This window comes from Streptomyces sp. NPDC091682, assembly GCF_044756625.1.
Classification (GTDB): domain Bacteria; phylum Actinomycetota; class Actinomycetes; order Streptomycetales; family Streptomycetaceae; genus Streptomyces.
Map to the genome: position 1 here is coordinate 90,202 of NZ_JBIVTH010000014.1, position 20,420 is coordinate 110,621.

Consider the following 20,420-nt stretch of genomic DNA (forward strand, 5'->3'; position numbering starts at 1 on the left):
CGTCGCCGGGCCCTACGAGTGCTCGGCCTCCGCGAGCTCCGTCTCCGTGAGCCCCGCCTCCGCGAGCTCGGCCTCCGTCAGCTCGGCCAGTCCGCGCAGTTGCTCGGGGGTCATCCCGTCCGGGATCGGCACCGGCGTCGGCGTACGCAGCGGCGGCTGCCAGCCCGTCTCCGGCTCCCAGCGCCGTACGATGCGCGCCGGCGCCCCCGCCACCACGGCGTGGTCCGGGACCTCGCCCCGTACGACGGCGCCCGCGGCCACCACCACGTTGCGGCCGAGGCGGGCGCCCGGCAGGATCACCGCGCCGGTGCCGAGCCAGCACCCCGGACCGATCTCCACGGGTGCGCTGCGCGGCCACTGCCGGCCGATCGGCTCGTGCGGGTCGTCGTAGCTGTGGTTGGTGGACGTGATGTAGACCCCGGGTCCGCAGAAGGTGTTCGAGCCGATGGTGATCCGGGCGTCGGCGATGACATGACTGTTGCGACCTATGACCACCCCGTCGCCGAGCACCAGCATCGGCTCGGACCCCAGGTCGAGGTCCGGCATCATCCCGGCGGTGAGGGTGACCTGCTCGCCGATGATGCAGTGCCCGCCGAGCCGGATCCACCGCTCGCCGAAGACGGTGCCCTGCGGGAAGGCGAGCCGGGTTCCGTCCCCGATCGCACCAAACCTGAGCCGCCCAGGGGTCTGCGCGGTGACCGCGCCGGCCTGCTGCATCCAGCGCCAGCCGGTGTGGACCACGCGGCTCGCCAGCCGGCGGCGCGCGGCCGTCAGCGATGAGAACGTGTTCTGTTTCTTCGGCACCCGGCCACGGTAGTGCGCCGGGTGCCGCTCGCCCCGGCCACACTCCTGTGATCTTCACCCCATCGCCGGTACGGCGGCCCGCGTGGCCTACGGTGCTGTGAGCGCGGCAACCGGACGACGGACGCAGAGGAAGAGAACATGACGCACCAGGTGGCCCAGGCACTCGTGGCGGGTGTCGGCGGCAAGAACCCAGACATCGACCCGACGGCCTTCACGGCTCCGACCTCGGTCGTGGTCGGCGATGTCACCCTCGCCGCGGGCGCGAGCATCTGGTACTCGGCGGTGCTGCGCGCCGACTGCGGCCCGATCACGCTCGGCGCCGACAGCAACGTGCAGGACAACTGCACGGTGCACGTGGACCCCGGCTTCCCGGTCTCGATCGGCGAGCGCGTCTCCATCGGCCACAACGCCGTCGTGCACGGCTGCACCGTCGAGGACGACTGTCTGATCGGCATGGGTGCGACCGTGCTGAACGGCGCGGTGATCGGCGCCGGTTCGCTGGTGGCCGCGCAGGCCCTGGTCCCGCAGGGCATGGTCGTCCCGCCCGGCTCGCTGGTGGCGGGCGTGCCCGCCAAGGTGCGCCGCGAACTGACCGACGAGGAGCGCGAGGGCATCAAGGTCAACGCCCTGATGTACGGGGAACTGGCCAAGCAGCACCGCGCCTCGGTAACGCCGGAAGGCTAGTTCCGGGCCTCCCACGCGGCCACGAGCAGCGCCCTGACGGCCTCGTACTCGGCGTGGCGCGTGCCGGGGCCCGGACTCGTGCTGCCGGTGGACCTCTGTCCCGTGGCCCCTTCCCGGAAGGTCCGCTCGGTAAGGGTGGCGCCCCGCTCGAGGAGCCGTTCCACCGTGGCCGGGCAGCCTTGGCGGGCGGCCCAGTCGAGTGCCGTGCAACCCCGCTTCATCTCCTCGATGTCGGCGCCCCGGTCCAGCAGCAGGTCCACGGTCTCCGGGCTCCCACCCTCCCAGGAGGCGGCCGCCAGGATCAGCGGCACGTAGCGCAGCCCGCCCGCGGCGCCGCCCGGTGGGGCGCCGGCGTCGAGGAGGGCTCGGGCGACGTCCGTGTACCCGTGCATCGCGGCCAGGGCCAGCGGCGTCGCCTCGCCGTAGGGGCCGGCGTCGAGCCGGGGGTCGGCGCCGGCCGCGAGGAGGAGCCTGACGGCTTCCACCTGTCCGGCGCACACGGCCAGGTCCAGGGCCCGCCGTCCGCCGGGGACCCAGGCGTCGGCCTCGGCCCCCTCGGCCAGCAGGCGCCGCATCAGGTCCGTGTCCCCGGCCTCGGCGGCGCGCCCCAGGCCGTTCGCCAGCGGGTTGTAGTGGTCCTCCCGGCCCTCGTCCGACCAATCCGGCTCCGGTCGCTCCGCTGCCGTCATTCGCCGACGGCGGCCCGAGCCGTCTGCTGCGCGGGGATCTCCGCGTCGGCGGCCCCGGCGGCCGCGGCCGCCTTCTTCATCCGGCTGCGCACCACGAGCGTCACGGCGAGCCCGAACAGCACGGCGAGCGCCAGGGCCAGCCAGGAGAACCGCTTCAGCCACGGCTCGGCGACGATCCCCACCGAGTAGATGACGGCCGTGGTGCCGCCGGCCCAGAGGATGCCGCCGAGGACGTTCGCGACCAGGAAGCGCCAGTAGGGCATGTGCAGCACGCCCGCCAGCGGCCCGGCGAAGATCCGCAGCAGGGCCACGAACCGTCCGAAGAAGACGGCCCACATGCCCCACTTCTCGAAGGAGCGTTCCGCCAGCGCCACCTGCTGGGGTCCGAAGTGCTTGGGGAAGCGCCGGCCCAGCTTGTCCAGCAGCGGCTTGCCGCCCCGGCGGCCGATGGCGTAGCCGATCGAGTCGCCCACGATCGCCCCGGTGATCGCGCAGAGTCCGAGGACCACGGGGTCGATCTCCCCGTGCTGCGAGGCCAGCAGCGCCGAGCTGACCAGGATGATCTCTCCCGGCAGCGGGATGCCGAGGCTTTCCAGCCCGATGACCAGACCCACCAGGAGATAGATGCTGACCGCCGGAATCGTCTCCAGCCATTCCTGGATGTGCACCGGTACGTCCTCCCGTGTCGTCCTCGGCGCGCCCCCTGTGACACGCCGAACGGGCAGCCTATCGGCTCGCCACGACCGCCCTGGACCTCAGTGGCAGTTCGCGCGACGAACGGCCCACGAACACCTGCCGTCGGCCGGAACCCAGCACCCAGGCGTGCCGCTCCGGGTCCCACGACGACAGCGCCCGCTCGCTGATGTGGACGGTGACGCGCTCCGCCTCGCCCGGCGCCAGGACCAGTCGCCGGTAGCCGGCCAGCGCGCGCACCGGCTGGTCGAGCTCCAGTTCCGCGGACGGCCCCACGTACACCTGGGCCACCTCGGTGCCCTTGCGGCGCCCGGTGTTGCGGACGGTGAACTCCGCGCGCAGCCCGGCCCGCTCCGGACGGACGGTGAGCTTCTCGTACTGCCAGGTGGTGTAGGAGAGCCCGTGCCCGAAGGGGAACAGCGGAGTCACCCGCTGGGCGTCGTACCAGCGGTGGCCGACGTGGATGCCCTCGGAGTACTCCTGCCGGCCGCCCACGCCCGGGTAGCGCAGCGGGTCGCCGCCGACCGGGGTGGCCTGCGCGTCGGCCGGGAAGGTTTGGGTGAGGCGCCCTCCGGGGTCCGCGTCCCCGAAGAGGAGGTCTGCGGTGGCTCCTGCGCCCTCCTGGCCCGGGTAGTACATCTGGAGGACCGCCGCGGTACGGGAGAGCCACGGCATCGTCGTACTGGAGGAGGTGTTGAGCACGACGGTCGTACGGGGGTTGGCGGCGGTCACCGCTTCGATCAGCCGCTCCTGCCCGCCGGGGAGGGCCAGGGAGGTCCGGTCCCGACCCTCGGTGGCGTCCTCGTAGGCGAACAGCACCACGCTGTGGGCCGATTTGGCGGCCTTCACGGCCTCGGCGAGGTCCGCGGCGCGGATCGCCGCGGTGGTGCGCCGGAGCCGGAAGCGCTGGCCCTTGTCCCCGCCCTCGGCGGTCACGGCGAGCCGGTGGGCGCCCGCCTTGAGGGCGAGGGTGGTGCGGCGGATGCTCATCCCGTCGGGTGCGGAGCCGAGCAGTCCGCCGGCGAAGTACTCGGCCACGCCCTGCCGGACGGGGAACAGTTCCTCCCCGTCGAGGCGTACGACGGGCCGCTTCCCGGTGTAGTGGACGAGCAGGGTCCACTCGTCGTCGGCCTCGAGGCGGAACTCTCCCTCGTGGCTCCAGACGCGCCCGGGGTCCACGACCCGCTCCTCCAGGTCGGCGGCCGGGGTCAGCAGCTTCGCGGGGAGCCGCCGCCCGTACAGGTCCTCGCCGAGGGCGTAGCGGACGGTCGAGCCGTCGCCGGCCCGTCGCCGGATGGCGGTGAGCGGGGCGGCCGCCCCGTCGGGGACCACGTGGGCGCTGCCACCACCGCTGACGAAGGGCACCCGGCCGGTCGGTCCGATCACCGCGATCGAGCGGGCGGCGGCTCCGCTCAGGGGCAGGGTGCCGTGTTCGTTGCGCAGGAGCACCGCTCCGGCGGTGGCCACCTTGCGGGCGGTGCGCGCTCCGGCGGCGGCGTCGCGCGAGGGCCGGGCGGCGGGCGGGGCCGTGAGCAGTCCGAAGCGGTCCATGGTGGTCAGGATCCGGTGGACGGCGAGGTCGACGGCGGCCTCCGGTACGGAGCCGCCGCGCACCGCCTCGCGCAGCGGTCCGCCGAAGTGGGTGCCGCCGGGCATCTCCATGTCGAGTCCGGCGCCGATGGCGGCGACCGTGCTGTGGGTGGCGTCCCAGTCGGACATCACCCAGCCGTCGAACCCCCAGCTGCCGCGCAACAGTTCGTCGAGCAGCGCCTTGCTCTCGCAGGCGTGGACGCCGTTGACCTTGTTGTAGGCGCCCATGACGGCGCCCGCGCCGGCCGCCACGGCGGCTTCGAAGCCCCGTAGCTCGGTCTCGTGGAGGGTCTGCTCGGTGGCGATCGCGTCGACGGTGTCGCGGCCGTGCTCCTGGTTGTTGAGGGCGAAGTGCTTGACGGTGGCGATGAGGCCCTCGTCCTGGATGCCGCGGATCATCTCGGCCACCAGGTCGGCGGTCAGGTGCGGGTCCTCGGCGAAGGTCTCGAAGTTCCGGCCCGCGTACGGGGTGCGGATGAGGTTGACCATGGGCGACAGCAGGACGTCCTGGCCGAGCGCGCGGCCCTCGCGGCCGATGACACGGCCGTACTCGCGGGCCAGGGCCGGGTCGAAGGCGGAGGCGAGCAGGACCGGCGCGGGCAACGCGGTGGCGGGTCTGGCGACCCGTACCCCGGCGGGCCCGTCGGCGAGGCGCAGCGCCGGGATGCCCAGGCGCGGTACGCCGGGCACGTAACCCGCCTGGCCGAGGGGGGCGGGATCGGGGGCGCCGTGCAGCAGGGCGGTCTTCTCGTCGAGCGTGAGCCGCTGCAGCAGGGCGTCGATGCGCGCGGCGCCCGTGGCCTCGGCGGCGGCCGGTGCGGCGGGCGGCGCCTTACGGGCTCCCGCGCCCGGCGGCACCCCGGGCGCACAGGCGCCCGCTCCGATGGCCGTGCCCGCCGTGCCCGCCGCCGCGAGCAGTCGCATCGCGGAACGTCTCGACACGGCCTCGCTCATGGGCGCTCCCTGCGGCGTGGGTCGGCGGGAGCGGCCCGCGCCGGACCGCTCCCGCGCCCACTGTGCGTCGCGCGCCCGCCGGGTCGGTCGGGACGCGCCATCGCGGCGCCGAGGTTCAGCCCTCCGGCAGTGGCGGTGCGCCGTCGGTGCCGCGCAGGGTCTCGTCCCGGCGCCGCACCCGTGCCCCGGTGCGGTGGCCGCGCGCGTCGTGGTGCCGTACGAGGGCCTCCACCGGGTCCTGAGTCGAGCCGACTCCGGCGAGCACCGTCACCTCCACCACGAGCTCGGCGTCGAGGCCGATGTCGACCTTCGCCACGGGCGTTCCGTCCGTCGTCGTGCGACGGACCCTAGAAGGTGCCGGCCCGTGGCCGCAGGGGTTGGCGTCCGCCGGTCGTCACGCGTTGGGACGCAAGGTCCAGACGACCGTCATTTCGCCGGTCACGGCCTCGTCCTCGCGCTGGATGGCGATGGTCACGGGGAACTCGGGGCGGCCTCCGGCGTCGAGTTCGGCGATGACATCCGCGGCCGGGCGGCCGAGGGTGGCGGTGGCGGTCACGACGCCCTTGGCGAGCTTCTTGTAGCCGATCTCGGCCTTCACGGCGAGCGGGACGGCGCGCGAGAGCTGGTCGCCGAAGGCGGCCAGGACGATCGCGCCGCTCGCGGACTCGGCGAGGGTGAACATCGCGCCGGCGTGCGGGCCACCGACGTGGTTGTGGTAGTCGGGCTGGTCCGGGAGCCGGACGACCGCGCGCTCGGGGGTGGTCTCCAGGAACTGGAGGTTCAGGGTCCGGGCCATCGGTACGGTCGCGGCGAGCAGTTCGCCCACGTTCATCTGATCTGCGCTCATGGAACGCGATGTTACCCGCGAGTAGTCCTCGTTGACCAGGGCTCGCAAGGGGGCGGCCGTGGCTCCCCACGGCCACGGCCACTATCGTTACCGGCCATGTGGCCAGGACAGCAGCAGCCGCCCGGGGGCGAACAGAACCCTCAGGACGCGCAACAGAACCCGTACCAGCAGCAGCCGGGACAGCCGGGACAGCCGAACCCGTACCAGCAGCAGCCCGGTTACGGATACCCGCAGCAGCCGGGGTACCAGCAGCCCCAGGGCGTTCCCGGCCAGCAATGGGGCCCGCCCCAGATGCCCCAGCAGCCCCAGCCCACCGCCGCAGCCGGCGGCGGCGGTAGTTCGTACTCGACCAAGACCGTGGCGATCGTCGCCGCGGCCGCCGTCGTCGTGGTGGCCGCCGCGACCGGCGCGTTCGTGCTGACCCGAGACGACAAGAAGACCGAGGCCGACGGCAAGCCGGCGGCCAGCCCCTCGGCGCCGGCCTCCGAGTCACCCGCCCCGGCCGGCAGCAGCCCGAACCCGCGGGCCGGCGGCAACGCCCAGCCCGTCATCCCGGGCTGGAAGGTCGTGGTCAACACGAAGTACAACGTCAGCTACGACGTGCCCCCCGAGTGGAACGTCCACGAATCCGGCGGGATCCTCTCCATCTCCGACGAGGTGAAGAAGGATGGCAGTCCGATCATCACGATGACCGGCACCGCCACCCTCAAGGAGGAGTGGTGCACGGTCGACAAGGACGCGGACGGCAGGGTCGAGAAGTTCTCGGTCGCGGACACCGGCGTCAAGGGCGGCCAGGGCGCCAAGGACACCGCGCAGGTGGCGACCGACAACACCGGCGCCTGGGTCTGGGCGGCCTTCGCCCAGAAGGAGCCCAAGGGGACGGTGAAGGTGGAGGCCGCCAAGGAGTTCACGACCGCCTCCGGGATAAAGGGCCACACGGTGGTGGCGACCGCTCCGAACCTGAAGAAGGAGCACAAGTGCTCCACCGACGGCAAGGCGGTCGGCTTCGGCTTCAAGAACGCCGTCGGTGACTTCGCCAGCTTCGTGCTCATCACCGCGGCCGGCGTGAAGGACGAGGTTCCGACCGAGATCTCCGACAAGGTCCTCAGCTCCATCCGGCTCACCACCCCGTGATCCCGCGTCCCGCCCCGAGCCGGCAATCCGTTTGGATTCTCGGCCCGGGGCGGGGATAGTCCCTGGGTGAGCTCTCCCCGCACCGCAGCACCCCGTACGCCCGCGAACCGCCGCCGACCCGACTGGGCCGGCCGCAACTACAGCCTGCTCACGGGTGCGGCGATCATCACGAACCTGGGGAGCCACGGAGCGCACATCGCGGCCGCCTTCGCGGTCATGGACGCCGGCGGGTCCGTCGGCGACGTGGGCCTGATCGCGGCCGCCCGCACGCTGCCGCTCGTCCTCTTCCTGCTCATCGGCGGCGCCCTCGCCGACCGGCTGCCCCGCCACCGGGTGATGGTCGCGGCCAATGTCGTGAACTGCCTCTCGCAGGCCGCCTTCGCCGTCCTCGTCCTCACGGGCGAACCCCAGCTGTGGCAGATGATGCTGCTCACCGCGCTGTGCGGCACCGGTACGGCCTTCTTCAATCCCGCGGCCGAGGGCATGCTGCTCTCCACCGTCTCCGGCGAACACTCCAACCGGGCCTTCGCGCTCTTCCGCATGGCGATGAACGGCGCCGGCATCGGCGGCGCGGCCCTCGGCGGAGCGATGATCGCCGTGGTGGGCCCGGGCTGGGTCCTGGCCGCCGACGCGGCGGCCTTCGCCGTCGCCGGCGCCCTCCGGGCCTTCCTCGACGTCAGCCACGTGCCCGCCCGGGTCCCCGGCGGCGGCCTGCTGTCCGATCTGCGCGAGGGCTGGGTGGAGGTCCGCAGCCGCCCCTGGCTGTGGAGCATCGTGCTCCAGTTCTCCGTCGTGGTGGCCGTCGTCGGCGCCGCCGACGCGGTCTACGGACCACTGGTCGCCCGGGAGCAACTGGGCGGGCCCGCACCCTGGGGCGTGGCCCTGGCCTTCTTCGGCGTCGGCACCATCGCCGGAGCGGTCCTGATGATGGCGTGGAAACCGCGCCGGCTGCTGCTCGTCGGCACCCTGTGCGTGTTCCCGCTGGCACTGCCTTCGGCGGGACTCGCCGTGCCGCTGCCCGTATGGGGGCTGTGCGCGGTGATGTTCGTCAGCGGCGCCGCGATCGAGGTCTTCGGCGTGAACTGGATGACCGCGATGCACCAGGAGATCCCGGAGGAGAAGTTCTCCCGGGTCACCGCCTACGACTGGTTCGGCTCGGTGTCGATGCTTCCCGTCGCCACCGCCCTGGCCGGGCCCGCCGAAGCGGCCTTCGGGCGCACCCAGGCCCTGTGGGGCTGCGCGGTCCTGGTCATCGTGCCCACCGCGCTCGTCCTGCTGGTCCCCGACGTCCGCCGCATGACGCGCAGGGCACACGGCAAACCCGTCGCCGGAGCGGCCTCGGCCCCTACGGCCGCGGCCCCGGCCGAGCAGACGCCCGCCGGCGCCGTCGGCCACTGACGCGCCGTCGGCCACTGGCGCACCGTTGACCCCGGCCGCTCACCCCAGGCTGAACGCACCCTCCGGCGGCGCCGGGGAAGGGGCCGCGTCCGCGTCGGCCACCGGCGCCGCACCCTTCCTGAACCGGGCCAGACCGTCCCCGTACTCCACCCTGGCGGGAAACGCGTCGGCCGCGCACCTCCGGGCCAGCGCCCCCACCTCCAGCGGGGCGTCGGAGGCCAGCAGTACGGCGTTCCCGAACCGCCTCCCCCGCAGCACCGCCGGTTCTGCGAGCAGCGCCAGCTCCGTGAACGCCTCGGAGAAGTTGGCCACCTGCGCCCGCAGGAAGTCGAAGGGCGCGCCGTCGGCCAGGTTCGCCGCGTACAACCCGCCGGGCCGCAGCACCCGCGCGGCCGCCCGGGCGTACTCCACCGACGTCAGCTGCGCCGGCACCCGCGAGCCGCCGAACACATCGGCCACCACCACGTCCGCGCTCGCCGCGGGCGCGGCCTCCAGCCAGGCGCGGGCGTCGGCGGTGTGCACGGTGACCCCGGAGTCCACCGCGAGCGGCAGGTGCCCGGCCACCAGGTCGACCAGGCCCGCATCGAACTCGACGACCGTCTGCCGGGAGCCGGCCCGGGTGGCCGCGGCGTAGCGCGGCAGGGTGAGCGCGCCGCCGCCGAGGTGCAGGAGGTCCAGCGCGAGCCCCGGCTCGGCGGCGCAGTCCAGTACGTGCGCGAGGCGGCGCACGTACTCGAACTCCAGGTGCTGCGGATCGTCCAGGTCCACGTACGACTGCGGGGCCCCGTCGACGGTCAGCAGCCAGGCCCGGTCCCGGTCCACGTCCGGCATCAGTTTGGCGGTGCCCTGGCCCACGTCCCGGACGACCGGGATCTGTTCGTCGCTCACCGCTCCATTGTCCGACAGCGGTCGGACGGGTTTCGAACAGCCGTCAGGCAGCCCCGACCGACCAGACCGCCGCCGCCTCCGCCGCGTGCTCCTCGGCCTGTGCCAGGCCCGCCCGGGCCGCCGGGTCCCGCCGCGCCGGATCCAGCACGTTGCGCCCGAAGGCCTTGCGGGCCGCCGGCGACGGGGTGATCAGCAGGACCCGCGCCCCCGCCGCCCGCAGACGGTCGGCCTGCACGGACGGCGAGGGCACCAGTGCGGAACCGAGCGAGATCGGGGCGAGGATCGCCACCCGGTCGTAACCGGCGGCGAGGTCGGCATTGGTGGCGGAGCGGATCCCGCCGTCGATGAAGCGACGACCCGCGACCGTCACCGGCGGCCACACCCCCGGTACCGCGCAGCTCGCCGAGACCGCGTCGAGCAGCCCGCAGCCGCTGCCCCGCTCGAACGCCTCGAGCTCACCGGTGAGCGCGTCCACCGCGGTGACCACCAGCCGCCGCTCGGGCCATTCGTGGGAGACCAGCCGGGCGGCCAGGACCTTGCGGCGTTCCGCCTCCGAGCCGGTGTCCGCGGCCAGGGCCATGGCTCCCACCCGCCTGCGGTAGGCGGCGGCGTCGCTGCGCGAGCGCGCCATCGCCAGGGCGTACCGGGCGATGACGGCCGCCCCCAGCTTCGCCACGGGTTCCGCCGAGGCGTCGCCCAGCTGGCGCTCGTACAGCTCCTGCACGCTGAGCAGTCCGGAGGTGAGCTGGGCACCGACCACCGAGCCGGCGGAAGTGCCGACCACCAGGTCCGCGGTGGTCAGGTCCACGCCCGCGCGGGCGAGCCCGTGGAGCATTCCGCACTCCCAGCCGACGCCGGTCAGTCCGCCGCCGCCGAGCACCAGTGCCGTGTCGCCGCCCATCTCCGCCCGCCCCTTCGCGCATGCCTGTGGTGACGGCAGTCTGGCCGAGCCGTCCTGCCGCCACCACAGTGGGGTGCCGATCGGGCGTTCAGCCCAGTACGGCCGTCACCGTCCCCGCGCCCACGGTCCGCCCGCCCTCTCGGATCGCGAAGCCGAGCCCGGACTCCAGCGGGACGTCACGGCCGAGCTCGACGGTCATGGTGACCGTCTCCCCGGGCCGGGCCACGGCGACCTCCCCCAGGTCCACGTCCCCCACCACGTCGGCGGTGCGGATGTAGAACTGCGGCCGGTAGCCGCTGGCGACCGGTGTGGTACGGCCGCCCTCGCGCCCGGAGAGCACGTACACCTGAGCGGTGAAGCGGCGCTGCGGCGTCACGCTGCCGGGCGCGGCCACCACGTGCCCGCGGCGCACGCCGTCGCGCGGCACGCCGCGCAGCAGCAGCGCGACGTTGTCCCCGGCTTCGGCGGACTCCATCGGCTTCCCGAAGGTCTCCAGCCCGGTGACGACCGTCTCGGCCGGCTCGCCGTCGCCGCCGAGGACCGCCACGCGGTCCCCGAGGCGTACGGTGCCGCGCTCGACGGCGCCGGTCACGACGGTCCCGCGTCCGGTGATGGTCAGCACGTTCTCCACCGGCAGCAGGAACGGCGCGTCCGTGTAGCGCACCGGGGTCGGTACGTAGGTGTCCACCGCGTCCAGCAGCGCCTGGATCGCCTCCGTCCACCGCGGGTCGCCCTCCAGCGCCCCGAGTCCGGAGACCCGTACGACCGGCGCGCCGTCACCGCCGTATCCGTGCGCGGTGAGCAGCTCGCGGACCTCCAGCTCGACCAGGTCGGTCAGCTCGGGGTCGCCGGCGTCGGCCTTGTTGAGCGCCACGACGATGTGGTCGACGCCGACCTGCCGGGCGAGGAGCACGTGCTCGGCGGTTTGTGGCATGACCCCGTCGAGCGCGGAGACGACGAGGATCGCGCCGTCGAGTTGGGCGGCGCCCGTGACCATGTTCTTGATGTAGTCGGCGTGACCGGGCATGTCCACGTGGGCGTAGTGCCGGGTCTCCGTCTCGTACTCGACGTGCGTGAGGTTGATGGTGATGCCGCGCCGGGACTCCTCGGGGGCCCGGTCGATGCGGTCGAAGGGCACGAAGGAGGCGCCGCCGTGCTCGGCGAGGACCTTGGTAATGGCGGCGGTGAGGGTGGTCTTGCCGTGGTCGACGTGACCCATGGTGCCGATGTTGAGGTGCGGCTTGGTGCGCACGAAGGCCGTCTTGGCCATGGTTGATTCCCGTGTCTGGAAGCTGGAACGGGACCCCGAGGTCGAGCCGACCCTCCCCCTGTGGGGTCCGCCGGACGATCCGGGAAGGGTCAGCTTCGTGCGCCGTCGAACGCGGCGAGGACGGGTGCGTGGGCGGGTGCGCCTGCCGGTGCGCCCGCGTTGACGGCAGCCTTCGGCGCGTCCGCGACTGCGGACCGCACTGCGAGGAAGGCGTACCGGTTCATGCCCCTGATCCTGCCGGACGGTCCGGGGCGCGTCGAACGAATTACGGCGCGGTCAGATGTTCTTGAGCGCCTCTCGCACGGACAGGGGGGCCAGGGAGCCGCGTTCGGCCTCGACGAAGGCGCGGACCGCTTCGGGGTCCGTCTTCGCGTACTCGCGCAGGGCCCAGCCGATGGCCTTGCGCACGAAGAAGTCCGGGTGGTCGGCCCGGCGGCGGCAGTAGGCGAAGAGCCGTCCGGTGTCGGTGGCGGACTTGAAGCGGAGCTGGTGGAGCAGCGCGGTGCGGGCGAGCCAGAGGTCGTCGTCCTCGATCCACTCGTCCATCACGTCCGCGAGTTCCGGGTCGGCGGCCACCAGGGGGCCGACCGTGTGCGCGGCCAGCAGGTCGACGGTGTCCCACCAGGGGACGGTGACGACCAGGTGCCGGGCCACCTGCAGGAAGCCGGCGGAGCAGCGGGAGACGTGGCGGCGCAGGTAGTCCACCGCGAAGTAGTGGTACTCGCGTTCCGGGAGCTGCCAGCAGCGCAGCGCGAGCGCCGCACAGTCCGCCTCGGAGGGTCGTGGAGTGTCCTTGGTCACGGTCTTCGACAGGTCCCGGCGCAGCGGGGTGGGGATGCCGAGGAAGGGCGCGACGTCCTTCATGTACGCGGCCATGGACCGGGCCCGCACGGGATCGGCGGCCGCCGCGTACGCCCCGGTCAGTCGCTCCACCAGGGTGTCCGCGAGGGCGCTGCGGGGAACCCGCGGGGGTCGCCGGTCGTTCGACAGCATGAGGCCCAGATTACGGCGCACCGCCGTATACGTGGGCTAGTCTCCCGGGATGTCCCTCCTCCTCGCGCCGCGGACCCGGCTGGCGGTGCTCGTCGTGCTGCTCGTCGCGGCCGGCGTGTGCGTGCTGCTGTACGAACCCCAGCGCATCCTCTCGGAGGGCTGGCCCCCGGGGCTCCCGGTGGGCACGGCGGTCCTGCTGTTCGCAGCCGCGTACGGTGTGTGCACCGCTGCCTTCGTGCCGCGCCCCCTGCTCAATCTGGCCGCGGGAGCCGTCTTCGGCACCCAGTTCGGCCTTGTCGCGGCGGTCGGCGGCACGGTCCTCGGCGGCGCGATCTCCTTCGGTCTGGCCCGGATCCTGGGCCAGGAGGCTTTGCGACCGTTCCTGCGCGGGCGCTGGCTCCAGGCGGCCGACGGCCAGCTCAGCCGGCACGGTTTCCGCTCGATGCTCGCCGTCCGGATCTTCCCCGGACTGCCCTTCCAGGTGGCCAACTACTGCGCCGCGGTGTCGCGGTGCGGCTGGGTCCCCTTCCTCCTCGCCACGGCGATCGGTGTCGTCCCGAACACGGCCGCGTACGTGGTCGCGGGGGCCAGCGCCGCCTCCCCCGGATCGCCCGCGTTCCTCGTCTCCTTCGGTTTCATCGTGGTCACCGTGGTGGGCGGCGCGGTCGTCGGATGGCGCAAGCGGCACCGCCTGGTACCCCCTCGGACACCGGCTCCGGTGCCCGAGCCGACGCCCGAGCACCCCCCTGTGGTCAGTGGCGCTTCGCACGGGCCATAGCATCGGACGGAACTGCCCGACGATCACAAGGACGAGCGCACCCCGACATGAGCTGGTTCGAATCCCTAATCCTCGGTCTCGTCCAGGGGCTTACGGAGTTCCTCCCGATCTCCTCCAGCGCCCACCTGCGGCTGACCGCGGCGTTCGCCGGCTGGCACGACCCAGGAGCGGCCTTCACCGCCATCACCCAGATCGGCACCGAAGCCGCCGTGCTGATCTACTTCCGCAAGGACATCGCGCGGATCGTCTCCACCTGGTTCCGCTCGCTCTACACGAAGGCCCTGCGCTCCGAACAGGACGCCAAGATGGGCTGGCTGGTGATCGTCGGCTCGCTCCCGATCGGCGTCCTCGGCCTCGTCTTCAAGGACGCGATCGTGGGCCCGGCGCGTGACCTGCGCCTGACGGCCACCACCCTGATCCTGATGGGCATCGTGCTCGGCGTCGCCGACCGACTGGCCGCCCGCGACGAGGAGGGCGGCCGCCACCGCGCCATCCGCGAGCGCAAGACGCTCCAGCAGCTGGGCGTCAAGGACGGTCTGATCTTCGGCGTCTGCCAGGCGATGGCCCTGATCCCGGGCGTTTCCCGGTCCGGCGCGACGATCTCCGGCGGTCTGCTGCTCGGCTTCACCCGCGAGGCCGCCGCCCGTTACTCCTTCCTCCTCGCGATCCCGGCCGTGCTGGCCTCGGGGGCGTTCGAGATCAAGGACGTGGCGGAGAACCCGGGTCACATCTCCTGGGGTCCGACGATCTTCGCGACGGTGATCGCCTTCTTCGTGGGCTACGCCGTGATCGCCTGGTTCATGAAGTTCATCTCGACCAAGAGCTTCATGCCCTTCGTGATCTACCGGATCCTCCTGGGCATCGTGCTGTTCGTGCTGATCGGCACGGACGTGCTGAGCCCGCACGCGGGTGAGTCCGGGTCCTGATCCCGGGCCGCGCATGGAGCACCATCCAGCATTTCCCAGCGCCTGACCGCATCACCACGCCATGATCATCCCCCTCTCGTCTCCCACCTGGGAGGCAGGACGCACTCCCCCGACGGCGTGCGCGTCCGCAAGTCGAGGGATGACACGGAAGGGCCCGCACGGCAAGCCGTGCGGGCCCTTCCGTACGACGTGCGCCTCCGTCTGCTCCCGCGGGACGGCACGTACGCCCCGAGGGCCTCCAGGGGTCCCGTGGCGGTTTCCACGGTCACGGTGGCCACCCGGGCTCGGAAGGTGGTCCAACGGCTAGTAGTGCCTGGGCCGCTCGCGCGGCGGGTTCACGACCAAGCTCCACCTGAGCGCGGATGGCCGCGGCCGTCCGCTGTCCCTGATCGTCACACCAGGGCAGCGAGCGGACTGCACCCAGTTCAAACCGGTGCTGGAGAAGATCCGCGCACCTCGGCTCGGGACGGGTAGGCCCCGTAAGAAGCCGGACAGCCTCGCCGCGGACAAGGCCTACGTCTTCCTCGGCACGGTCACGGCAGCGAGCCTCGTCATCTGGCTCCGTCCGTGACCGACGACAGCTCCTAGGAACTCTCCTCTGTCGGTCGGATGTTGTGGGCCACTATGAGCTGAGCCATCCGTTGCAACCGATGCCAGACCTGAGGGTTGTCATCCTCAGCGAGCTCGGGAAGGACCTTCTCAAGCTGGTTGAGGATGAGCCTCACAGTGGCCATCCCCTTCTCGTGGAGGGAACCGTCGTTGGCGACCCACGTGTACGTGCAGCCCTCCAGCCTGGTGTCGAGCGACACCAGATCGACGCCCATCACCTCAAGGTCGTTCCACCTGGGGTTCCACGGCTCGTTCCGATGTTCCTCCCGCAGACACGCAACCATGGCTACAGGGTCTTCAGCAGCATCCATGCGTCACATCATCGCGCGAGGCGGGACACGATCATCACTCCCCGCTCCCGAGTGCCCTGGGGAGGCCACGGGAAGGTCACCGTGTAGCCGGCCCGCTCGAACTGCTTGGCCTGGAACTCATACCCCACGCTCCGCGCCGTCTCTGCGAGCCCGTCCACGCCCTCGCCGGAACCACCCCGCCGAGGAGTCGGCCGAGTTGCGCCATCGAGGGCGGAGCTCGGTGGCCGTTGTCGGTGCGGGCCCGTGCGATTCATCCATGCCCTCGCCCGCCAGGCACCTCACGGTCGGCTGCGCCCTGCTGCCGCGCGGATCAACACGGCGATCCGACGACTCATGGAGGAGCCCAACACACCCCGGCGCGCGGCGGAGTACCAACGGCTCCCGGTTGAACGGTAGAAGGCCACCCGGGTCGACATGGTCAAGGCGGCGCAACGCACGAGCACCCGCCGAGGCGTGGGCACAGCCATCGGCGGGGAACTTCTCGGCAGAGGGTTTGGGCTGATGGAACTGCACCGGATCCATGCGCCCTGCGATCCTCGCGACGTCGCATCGGGGCGTCGGTGGTCAGGCTCCGGCAGCCGCCCTGGTGTCCGAGAGTTGGCCGGGCCGTGGACCGCAGCCCGAGAGTCTGAGCTGACCGAACGGCGTGGCCATGGCCGATTGCGGGCGGCCGGGGCTGGTCCGGATCACCAACTGGTCTTCGTGGACCGGGTGCTGGTGATCTTGGTGGTGTTGCGCTGGGCGCTGTCGCACGGGGTGCTCGCGGCGCTGTTCGGAGTCTCGCCCTCCACGAGCGAGGAGCAGGGTCGGGAGCGGTGGCCCGGGGCGATCCGCCCAGGCCGGGTGCACGATGTCACTACAGTACGCACCGAGGGCACAGCCGAGGAAGAACTGACCGCGAGGGCAAGGCCCATCGGCTGCCGAGGTCACGAATAGCGAGCCGAACGCATGGGCCCAGTCCTGGGAGACCGGGGCTGCGCTCCGGGTACGCAGGCCCAGGTGGCCGTCTCCTCATCCCTTGGATTGACTACATCTCTGATCGCTACCCGTGGCGCGCTCATCCGGACGGCGAGGCGAGGTTGCCGATGTCACGCTTGACCACCGGTTCGCTCCGGGGCAGAAGCCTCTGATCCCCAATGCCCGTCAAAGCGGACCAAGCCCAACAAGAACCCCGGCTCATCGGGCAGTTGCTGTGTGTGACCTCAGGTCAGCGCAGGCCATCCGTGTCGTCGAACTCTTCGCCGATTGGGAGTGTCCGATCGTCGTCCCCCGGGTCCTCGCTATAGACGACCGAGGAGACCGCACTGTCGTATGCCTCGTCGAGGCCGTTCCCGCTTGCGCCGAGTATGTTTTCCCAGTCAATTCCCATACCTACGATCCTATCCGCACCGCCCGACGGTCTCGGCGATGCAAGACACTGCGGCCGTGCGGCTGCACGGCCTTGAGCTACATCTGATCGACGGATCCATGGGCCCGTGGCCGGCCGAAGGCCAACCAGGACGATGCGCGTCGGCGGACGGTCATGCGGCAGCCGTACGAGGGCCAACTCGACGCGCACGTCTTCGGCGCCGCCGGCCACGCGGGGCTGATCAGCAGCGCGGACCTTGGTCGTCCACTCCTTGCTGCGGGCGACGCCCCCACGGTCATGTCGCCCAGGTAAGGCGGAACACGCGAGCACCGGGGAGATCACGCAGTCCGGCCGATGGCGGAAACCGAGACGGTGAACGTCTGCGACCGGAGGTTCAACCCGACCGCCCGCAACAGCGTCATGTGCCTAGGCCTGCACCCTCTCCGGCCGGCTTGTTGCGGACAACACGCATCCGGACGTCGAGAGAGGCCTGGGGCGCAGGGCCGAGCTCGTGGTCGCCGGCGGTTTCAGGGTTGACGCTCCGCGCGTGAGAGCGGAAGGCCTCCCGCTCGGCGGAGAGTTGCTGGATGGTCTGGGTGATCCGGTGGATCTTCTGCCGCAGCCTCTCCTGCTCCTGCTCGGCGATGGCGAGCTCGGCGAGCTGTTTCTGGATCTCAGCCTCGTTTGCCCGGGCGTAGTTGTCGCTGACCAGTGTGATCAGCGGAACCCCGAGAGCCTCGGCAGCGGTGACCGCCTCGTCGAGTCTGACCGCACGGGTCTGCTGCTCGATGCGCGTGATGGCGGTGGAGTCAACGTTCGTGCCGAGCAGTGCGGCCATACGGCGCGCTAGCTCTGCCTGGCTGATGCCGAGGCGTTCGCGCTCTTGACGAAGCCGGCGGGCGAAAAGGTCACCGGGCAGTGGGTTCATGGCGGTTTGGCACTTCCTGGTCAAGATCGCGATCGACGGGGGTAGGTGGGGGCGGCCCACCTCGGAATCGAGCTGGCCAGCGTCGCGGCAGTGCTAGATCAGCACATCATACATCTCGCACTGCGGATTCCACAGGCGCCCGCCGCACCTCCACGGCCACGCGCCGCAACGTCGACCCACCCCACTTCCGGGCCTCTTTCGGCAGTCTATCGATAGACCCTAGCGCGCCCCTACGCCCTACCATTCGAATGGTGTAGATTGACCACTCAAGATGCACACGTATACGAGTCAGCAAGAGGAGTCGACGGATCCCGTCGATGACTTCAGCTCCTATCGCCACCTGCCGTGGTAGGCAGTCCGAGCTTGCTGCCTTGCGACTCGACGTCACGTCACTGAATGAATCGAAAGGCGAGAGGAAAGAAGTATGCCGAACACCTACGGGGCAGCCGTCCTCACACAGGCATCCCTGCCGAGCGCCGCCTGGGACCTGACCAGCTTCCTGACGAACGCCAAGTCCCAGGTCCAGCTCTGGGGAGGCTCTGTACTCATGCTGCTCGGTGTTGTCGGCCTGGTCTGGGGCGGCGTGCTCTTGATCAAGAAGCTGATGGCCAACCCGCAGTCCGCTGGCCAACAGCAGGGCTGGGGCACGATCGCGCTCCTCATCCTCGTCGGCGGAGCTTTGAGCACCGGCGGGTGGACGCTGATCTCGACGATCGGCTCCGGCGGCCAGAAGACCATCACGGATCTCGGCGGCGCCACGGTGATCGTGCAGACCGTCGACCAGCTCAGCGGATTCCTGAGCGGCCCTTCCAAGTAGGAGGCCGTCACGGACTGCGCACACGAACGGTGACAAAGGCATCGAGCGAACCGGGTCGGTTGAGGCGCCAGGCCTCTTCCGACCCGGTTCGCCATATCCGGGCTCACGGCACGGTGCACGCGCGAAAGAGAGCAGAACATGGGGATCAAGGACAAGGCGCTGGCCTTCAGTAGGAAGTTCAAGCTTGACTCGCACCACGCGATCGAGCGTTTCGGGGTGTTCTTCAGCATCTTCGCGGTCACGGGCGCGATCACGATCAGCGCATCAGGGGTCTCGGCATACCAGGCGGAGCGTGACTCGCTGTCGCAGACGGCGCTGTACACCAGCGACTTCAAAACGTCGAAGACGAATCTCGAAGGCACCGTAGACGGGGTCTACACCAACGAGAGCGGCAACAAGGCGCTCGTGATGATGCACTTCAGCCCGACCGCTCAGATCTCGTACAACGCCGCGGACTACAGGGCGTTCCTGCTCGGGTCGGACACCTCGCTCAACACCGAGCCGGTCAGCACCAGCGGGATCAAGGGCTCCCTCTACGCCTTCGGCTCGACCGGCTACATCGGGGTCCTCCTGAACGCCGACCGGCCCTTCGACCGCCAGGTGTTGAATCTGACGGTCCGTGCGAATGCCGAACTCACCACGCCCAAAGCGGAGCAGAAGCAGAGCAGCGGAAAGCTGGCCGGCGACGAGACCTTCTCCAAGTACGACCAGTGGCGGGTCTTCTTCAACCCCGGCGCGTCCGGGGTCCAGAAGATCGCGGCGCTCAACGCTCCGACCTTCGATCCCGCGCAGGCCTACTACGGGGTCGCACTCAAGGCGAAGGAGACCGAGGCCAGGAACGCCCTGGACCAGAAGCTCGTCGAGATGCGCGCGAATCTGACGCAGATCCGGTCTTATACGTCCGACCTGCAGACGACGAAGATCGACGGGTTGTTCCTGCGTCCGCCGACCGTTCCGGCCTCGATCGCCGCCGACAAGATCACGGGTGCCTCCGCAACCGAGGCAAAGGACGGCGTCTCGACGCTGGCGCTGCAGACCAAGCACGTCGCCCCCGGCGGCTTCGACCTCAACTGGCGTACGGGCAACGTCTACGACGGCTACCTCGATGCCCTGACGCCAGCCGGACAGAGCTACGCCCAGCTCTTCACCAAGAAGCGTGACGAGGGCTCAGATCCGACGAGCCAGCAGATCTCGGACATGCAGTGGATTCTCTCGGACGGCACCAGCCTCACCAAGGACTACCAGTCCTCTGACGTGACGATGCGTCCGCTCATGAACATCATGAACAACCTTTCACAGGCCTATCAGAACTACTCAGGGAACAAGTCCAAGTACCAGTCGGATCTCTCCCTCGACCTACTCCGACTGGACGTGAGCCTGCGAGACGTGCAGTCCAACAGCACCATTCGCGACGACAAGGACTTCCTCACAACGCTCCACTGAGTGCGGCGGGGAAGTGTCGCACCCTGCTACCTGGATTGAGCCGGAAAGGAAAACAGCATGGCCGCCGACCAACCGAATCGGAGCTCCAAGAAGGGGACGACGAAGGACCGGCCGGACACGTCGGTGAGTCAGGGGGTACCTCGGCAGGGTCGCGGGGCCAAGAGCCTCGGCCACAAGGAGGGCATCAGGAAGCCTCCGGAGGGCAAGGCCACCGGGCTCAAGCAGCTCCCGGGGCGGGAAGCTGATCCTTCCGGTCCTTCCGACCCTTCCAATCCTTCCGGTCCTTCCAGTCCTTCCGACCCTTCCAATCCTTCCGATCCTTCCAGTCCTTCCGGTCCTTCCGGCGCGGCGAACATTGCGCCGAAGATCCCGGAGGCTGGGCCGAAGACGTCGGGGGCTGGGCCGAAGACACCGG

General features: G+C 71.0%; 22 protein-coding genes. 8 read left to right on the plus strand and 14 right to left on the minus strand.

Features of this window, described 5'->3' with window-relative positions; genetic code table 11:
- Positions 1-12 precede the first annotated feature (12 nt).
- A complete protein-coding gene (locus ACIQK6_RS29210) occupies positions 13-804 on the minus strand; it encodes an acyltransferase (RefSeq protein ID WP_329104497.1) in 792 nt (263 codons plus the stop codon).
- A 138-nt stretch (positions 805-942) separates the two neighbouring features.
- Here ACIQK6_RS29210 and ACIQK6_RS29215 point away from each other — a divergent pair, with 138 nt between their 5' ends.
- Positions 943-1,488, plus strand: a complete 546-nt coding sequence (locus ACIQK6_RS29215; protein WP_329104495.1) for a gamma carbonic anhydrase family protein — start codon at positions 943-945, stop codon at positions 1,486-1,488.
- Here ACIQK6_RS29215 and ACIQK6_RS29220 read toward each other — a convergent pair.
- The 5 genes from ACIQK6_RS29220 to ACIQK6_RS29240 form a co-directional block, all read right to left on the minus strand.
- On the minus strand, positions 1,485-2,177 hold the full coding sequence (locus ACIQK6_RS29220; protein ID WP_329104493.1) for an ankyrin repeat domain-containing protein: 693 nt from the start codon (positions 2,175-2,177) through the stop codon (positions 1,485-1,487). The genes ACIQK6_RS29215 and ACIQK6_RS29220 overlap by 4 nt on opposite strands.
- Positions 2,174-2,845, minus strand: coding sequence for a DedA family protein (locus ACIQK6_RS29225; RefSeq protein ID WP_329104491.1), 672 nt, complete (start codon positions 2,843-2,845; stop codon positions 2,174-2,176). Before ACIQK6_RS29225 ends, ACIQK6_RS29220 begins: the two co-directional genes overlap by 4 nt.
- 58 nt (positions 2,846-2,903) lie before the next feature.
- The gene (locus ACIQK6_RS29230) at positions 2,904-5,414 is read right to left on the minus strand and encodes a glycoside hydrolase family 3 C-terminal domain-containing protein (protein ID WP_329104489.1); all 2,511 of its coding nucleotides are present in this window, start codon (positions 5,412-5,414) and stop codon (positions 2,904-2,906) included.
- A 115-nt stretch (positions 5,415-5,529) separates the two neighbouring features.
- Entirely contained in the window at positions 5,530-5,730 is a 201-nt protein-coding gene (locus ACIQK6_RS29235) for a DUF2191 domain-containing protein (RefSeq protein ID WP_329104487.1), read from the minus strand.
- Positions 5,731-5,808: 78 nt separating this feature from the next.
- On the minus strand, positions 5,809-6,261 hold the full coding sequence (locus ACIQK6_RS29240) for a DUF4442 domain-containing protein (protein WP_329104485.1): 453 nt from the start codon (positions 6,259-6,261) through the stop codon (positions 5,809-5,811).
- A 96-nt stretch (positions 6,262-6,357) separates the two neighbouring features.
- On the opposite strand from ACIQK6_RS29240, the gene ACIQK6_RS29245 reads away from it, so the two are divergent.
- The gene (locus ACIQK6_RS29245; RefSeq protein ID WP_329104483.1) at positions 6,358-7,395 is read left to right on the plus strand and encodes a hypothetical protein; all 1,038 of its coding nucleotides are present in this window, start codon (positions 6,358-6,360) and stop codon (positions 7,393-7,395) included.
- A gap of 66 nt (positions 7,396-7,461) precedes the next feature.
- Positions 7,462-8,793: an MFS transporter gene (locus ACIQK6_RS29250; protein WP_329104481.1), complete on the plus strand. Its 1,332-nt coding sequence runs from the start codon at positions 7,462-7,464 to the stop codon at positions 8,791-8,793.
- 39 nt (positions 8,794-8,832) lie between these two features.
- Here the strand turns inward: ACIQK6_RS29250 and ACIQK6_RS29255 are convergent, their stop codons facing one another.
- From ACIQK6_RS29255 to ACIQK6_RS29275, 5 genes are all read right to left on the minus strand, one after another.
- Positions 8,833-9,624 carry a fused MFS/spermidine synthase gene (locus tag ACIQK6_RS29255; RefSeq protein ID WP_329108125.1) on the minus strand — a complete coding sequence of 264 codons (792 nt, stop codon included), beginning with the start codon at positions 9,622-9,624 and terminating at the stop codon, positions 8,833-8,835.
- A 100-nt stretch (positions 9,625-9,724) separates the two neighbouring features.
- Positions 9,725-10,582 carry a patatin-like phospholipase family protein gene (locus tag ACIQK6_RS29260; RefSeq protein WP_329104479.1) on the minus strand — a complete coding sequence of 286 codons (858 nt, stop codon included), beginning with the start codon at positions 10,580-10,582 and terminating at the stop codon, positions 9,725-9,727.
- An 88-nt stretch (positions 10,583-10,670) separates the two neighbouring features.
- A complete protein-coding gene (tuf, locus tag ACIQK6_RS29265) occupies positions 10,671-11,852 on the minus strand; it encodes an elongation factor Tu (protein ID WP_329104476.1) in 1,182 nt (393 codons plus the stop codon).
- 89 nt (positions 11,853-11,941) lie between these two features.
- Positions 11,942-12,076: a hypothetical protein gene (locus ACIQK6_RS29270; RefSeq protein WP_329104474.1), complete on the minus strand. Its 135-nt coding sequence runs from the start codon at positions 12,074-12,076 to the stop codon at positions 11,942-11,944.
- Positions 12,077-12,128: 52 nt separating this feature from the next.
- Entirely contained in the window at positions 12,129-12,845 is a 717-nt protein-coding gene (locus ACIQK6_RS29275) for a DNA alkylation repair protein (protein ID WP_329104472.1), read from the minus strand.
- A gap of 49 nt (positions 12,846-12,894) precedes the next feature.
- Here ACIQK6_RS29275 and ACIQK6_RS29280 point away from each other — a divergent pair, with 49 nt between their 5' ends.
- From ACIQK6_RS29280 to ACIQK6_RS29290, 3 genes are all read left to right on the plus strand, one after another.
- A complete protein-coding gene (locus ACIQK6_RS29280; protein WP_329104470.1) occupies positions 12,895-13,623 on the plus strand; it encodes a TVP38/TMEM64 family protein in 729 nt (242 codons plus the stop codon).
- A 47-nt stretch (positions 13,624-13,670) separates the two neighbouring features.
- Positions 13,671-14,549: an undecaprenyl-diphosphate phosphatase gene (locus tag ACIQK6_RS29285; RefSeq protein ID WP_329104468.1), complete on the plus strand. Its 879-nt coding sequence runs from the start codon at positions 13,671-13,673 to the stop codon at positions 14,547-14,549.
- Between the two features lie 313 nt (positions 14,550-14,862).
- On the plus strand, positions 14,863-15,120 hold the full coding sequence (locus ACIQK6_RS29290; protein ID WP_402695780.1) for a transposase: 258 nt from the start codon (positions 14,863-14,865) through the stop codon (positions 15,118-15,120).
- Between the two features lie 13 nt (positions 15,121-15,133).
- Here ACIQK6_RS29290 and ACIQK6_RS29295 read toward each other — a convergent pair whose 3' ends face one another.
- From ACIQK6_RS29295 to ACIQK6_RS29305, 3 genes are all read right to left on the minus strand, one after another.
- The gene (locus ACIQK6_RS29295; RefSeq protein WP_402695731.1) at positions 15,134-15,469 is read right to left on the minus strand and encodes a hypothetical protein; all 336 of its coding nucleotides are present in this window, start codon (positions 15,467-15,469) and stop codon (positions 15,134-15,136) included.
- Positions 15,470-16,676: 1,207 nt separating this feature from the next.
- On the minus strand, positions 16,677-16,838 hold the full coding sequence (locus tag ACIQK6_RS29300) for a hypothetical protein (RefSeq protein ID WP_329104464.1): 162 nt from the start codon (positions 16,836-16,838) through the stop codon (positions 16,677-16,679).
- 397 nt (positions 16,839-17,235) lie between these two features.
- The gene (locus tag ACIQK6_RS29305) at positions 17,236-17,745 is read right to left on the minus strand and encodes a helix-turn-helix transcriptional regulator (RefSeq protein WP_329104461.1); all 510 of its coding nucleotides are present in this window, start codon (positions 17,743-17,745) and stop codon (positions 17,236-17,238) included.
- 424 nt (positions 17,746-18,169) lie between these two features.
- On the opposite strand from ACIQK6_RS29305, the gene ACIQK6_RS29310 reads away from it, so the two are divergent.
- Positions 18,170-18,562 carry a hypothetical protein gene (locus ACIQK6_RS29310; protein WP_329104459.1) on the plus strand — a complete coding sequence of 131 codons (393 nt, stop codon included), beginning with the start codon at positions 18,170-18,172 and terminating at the stop codon, positions 18,560-18,562.
- Between the two features lie 138 nt (positions 18,563-18,700).
- Positions 18,701-20,005 (plus strand): hypothetical protein, encoded by a 1,305-nt coding sequence (locus ACIQK6_RS29315; RefSeq protein WP_329104457.1) that lies wholly within the window; start codon positions 18,701-18,703, stop codon positions 20,003-20,005.
- The last annotated feature ends 415 nt before the right edge of the window (positions 20,006-20,420 follow it).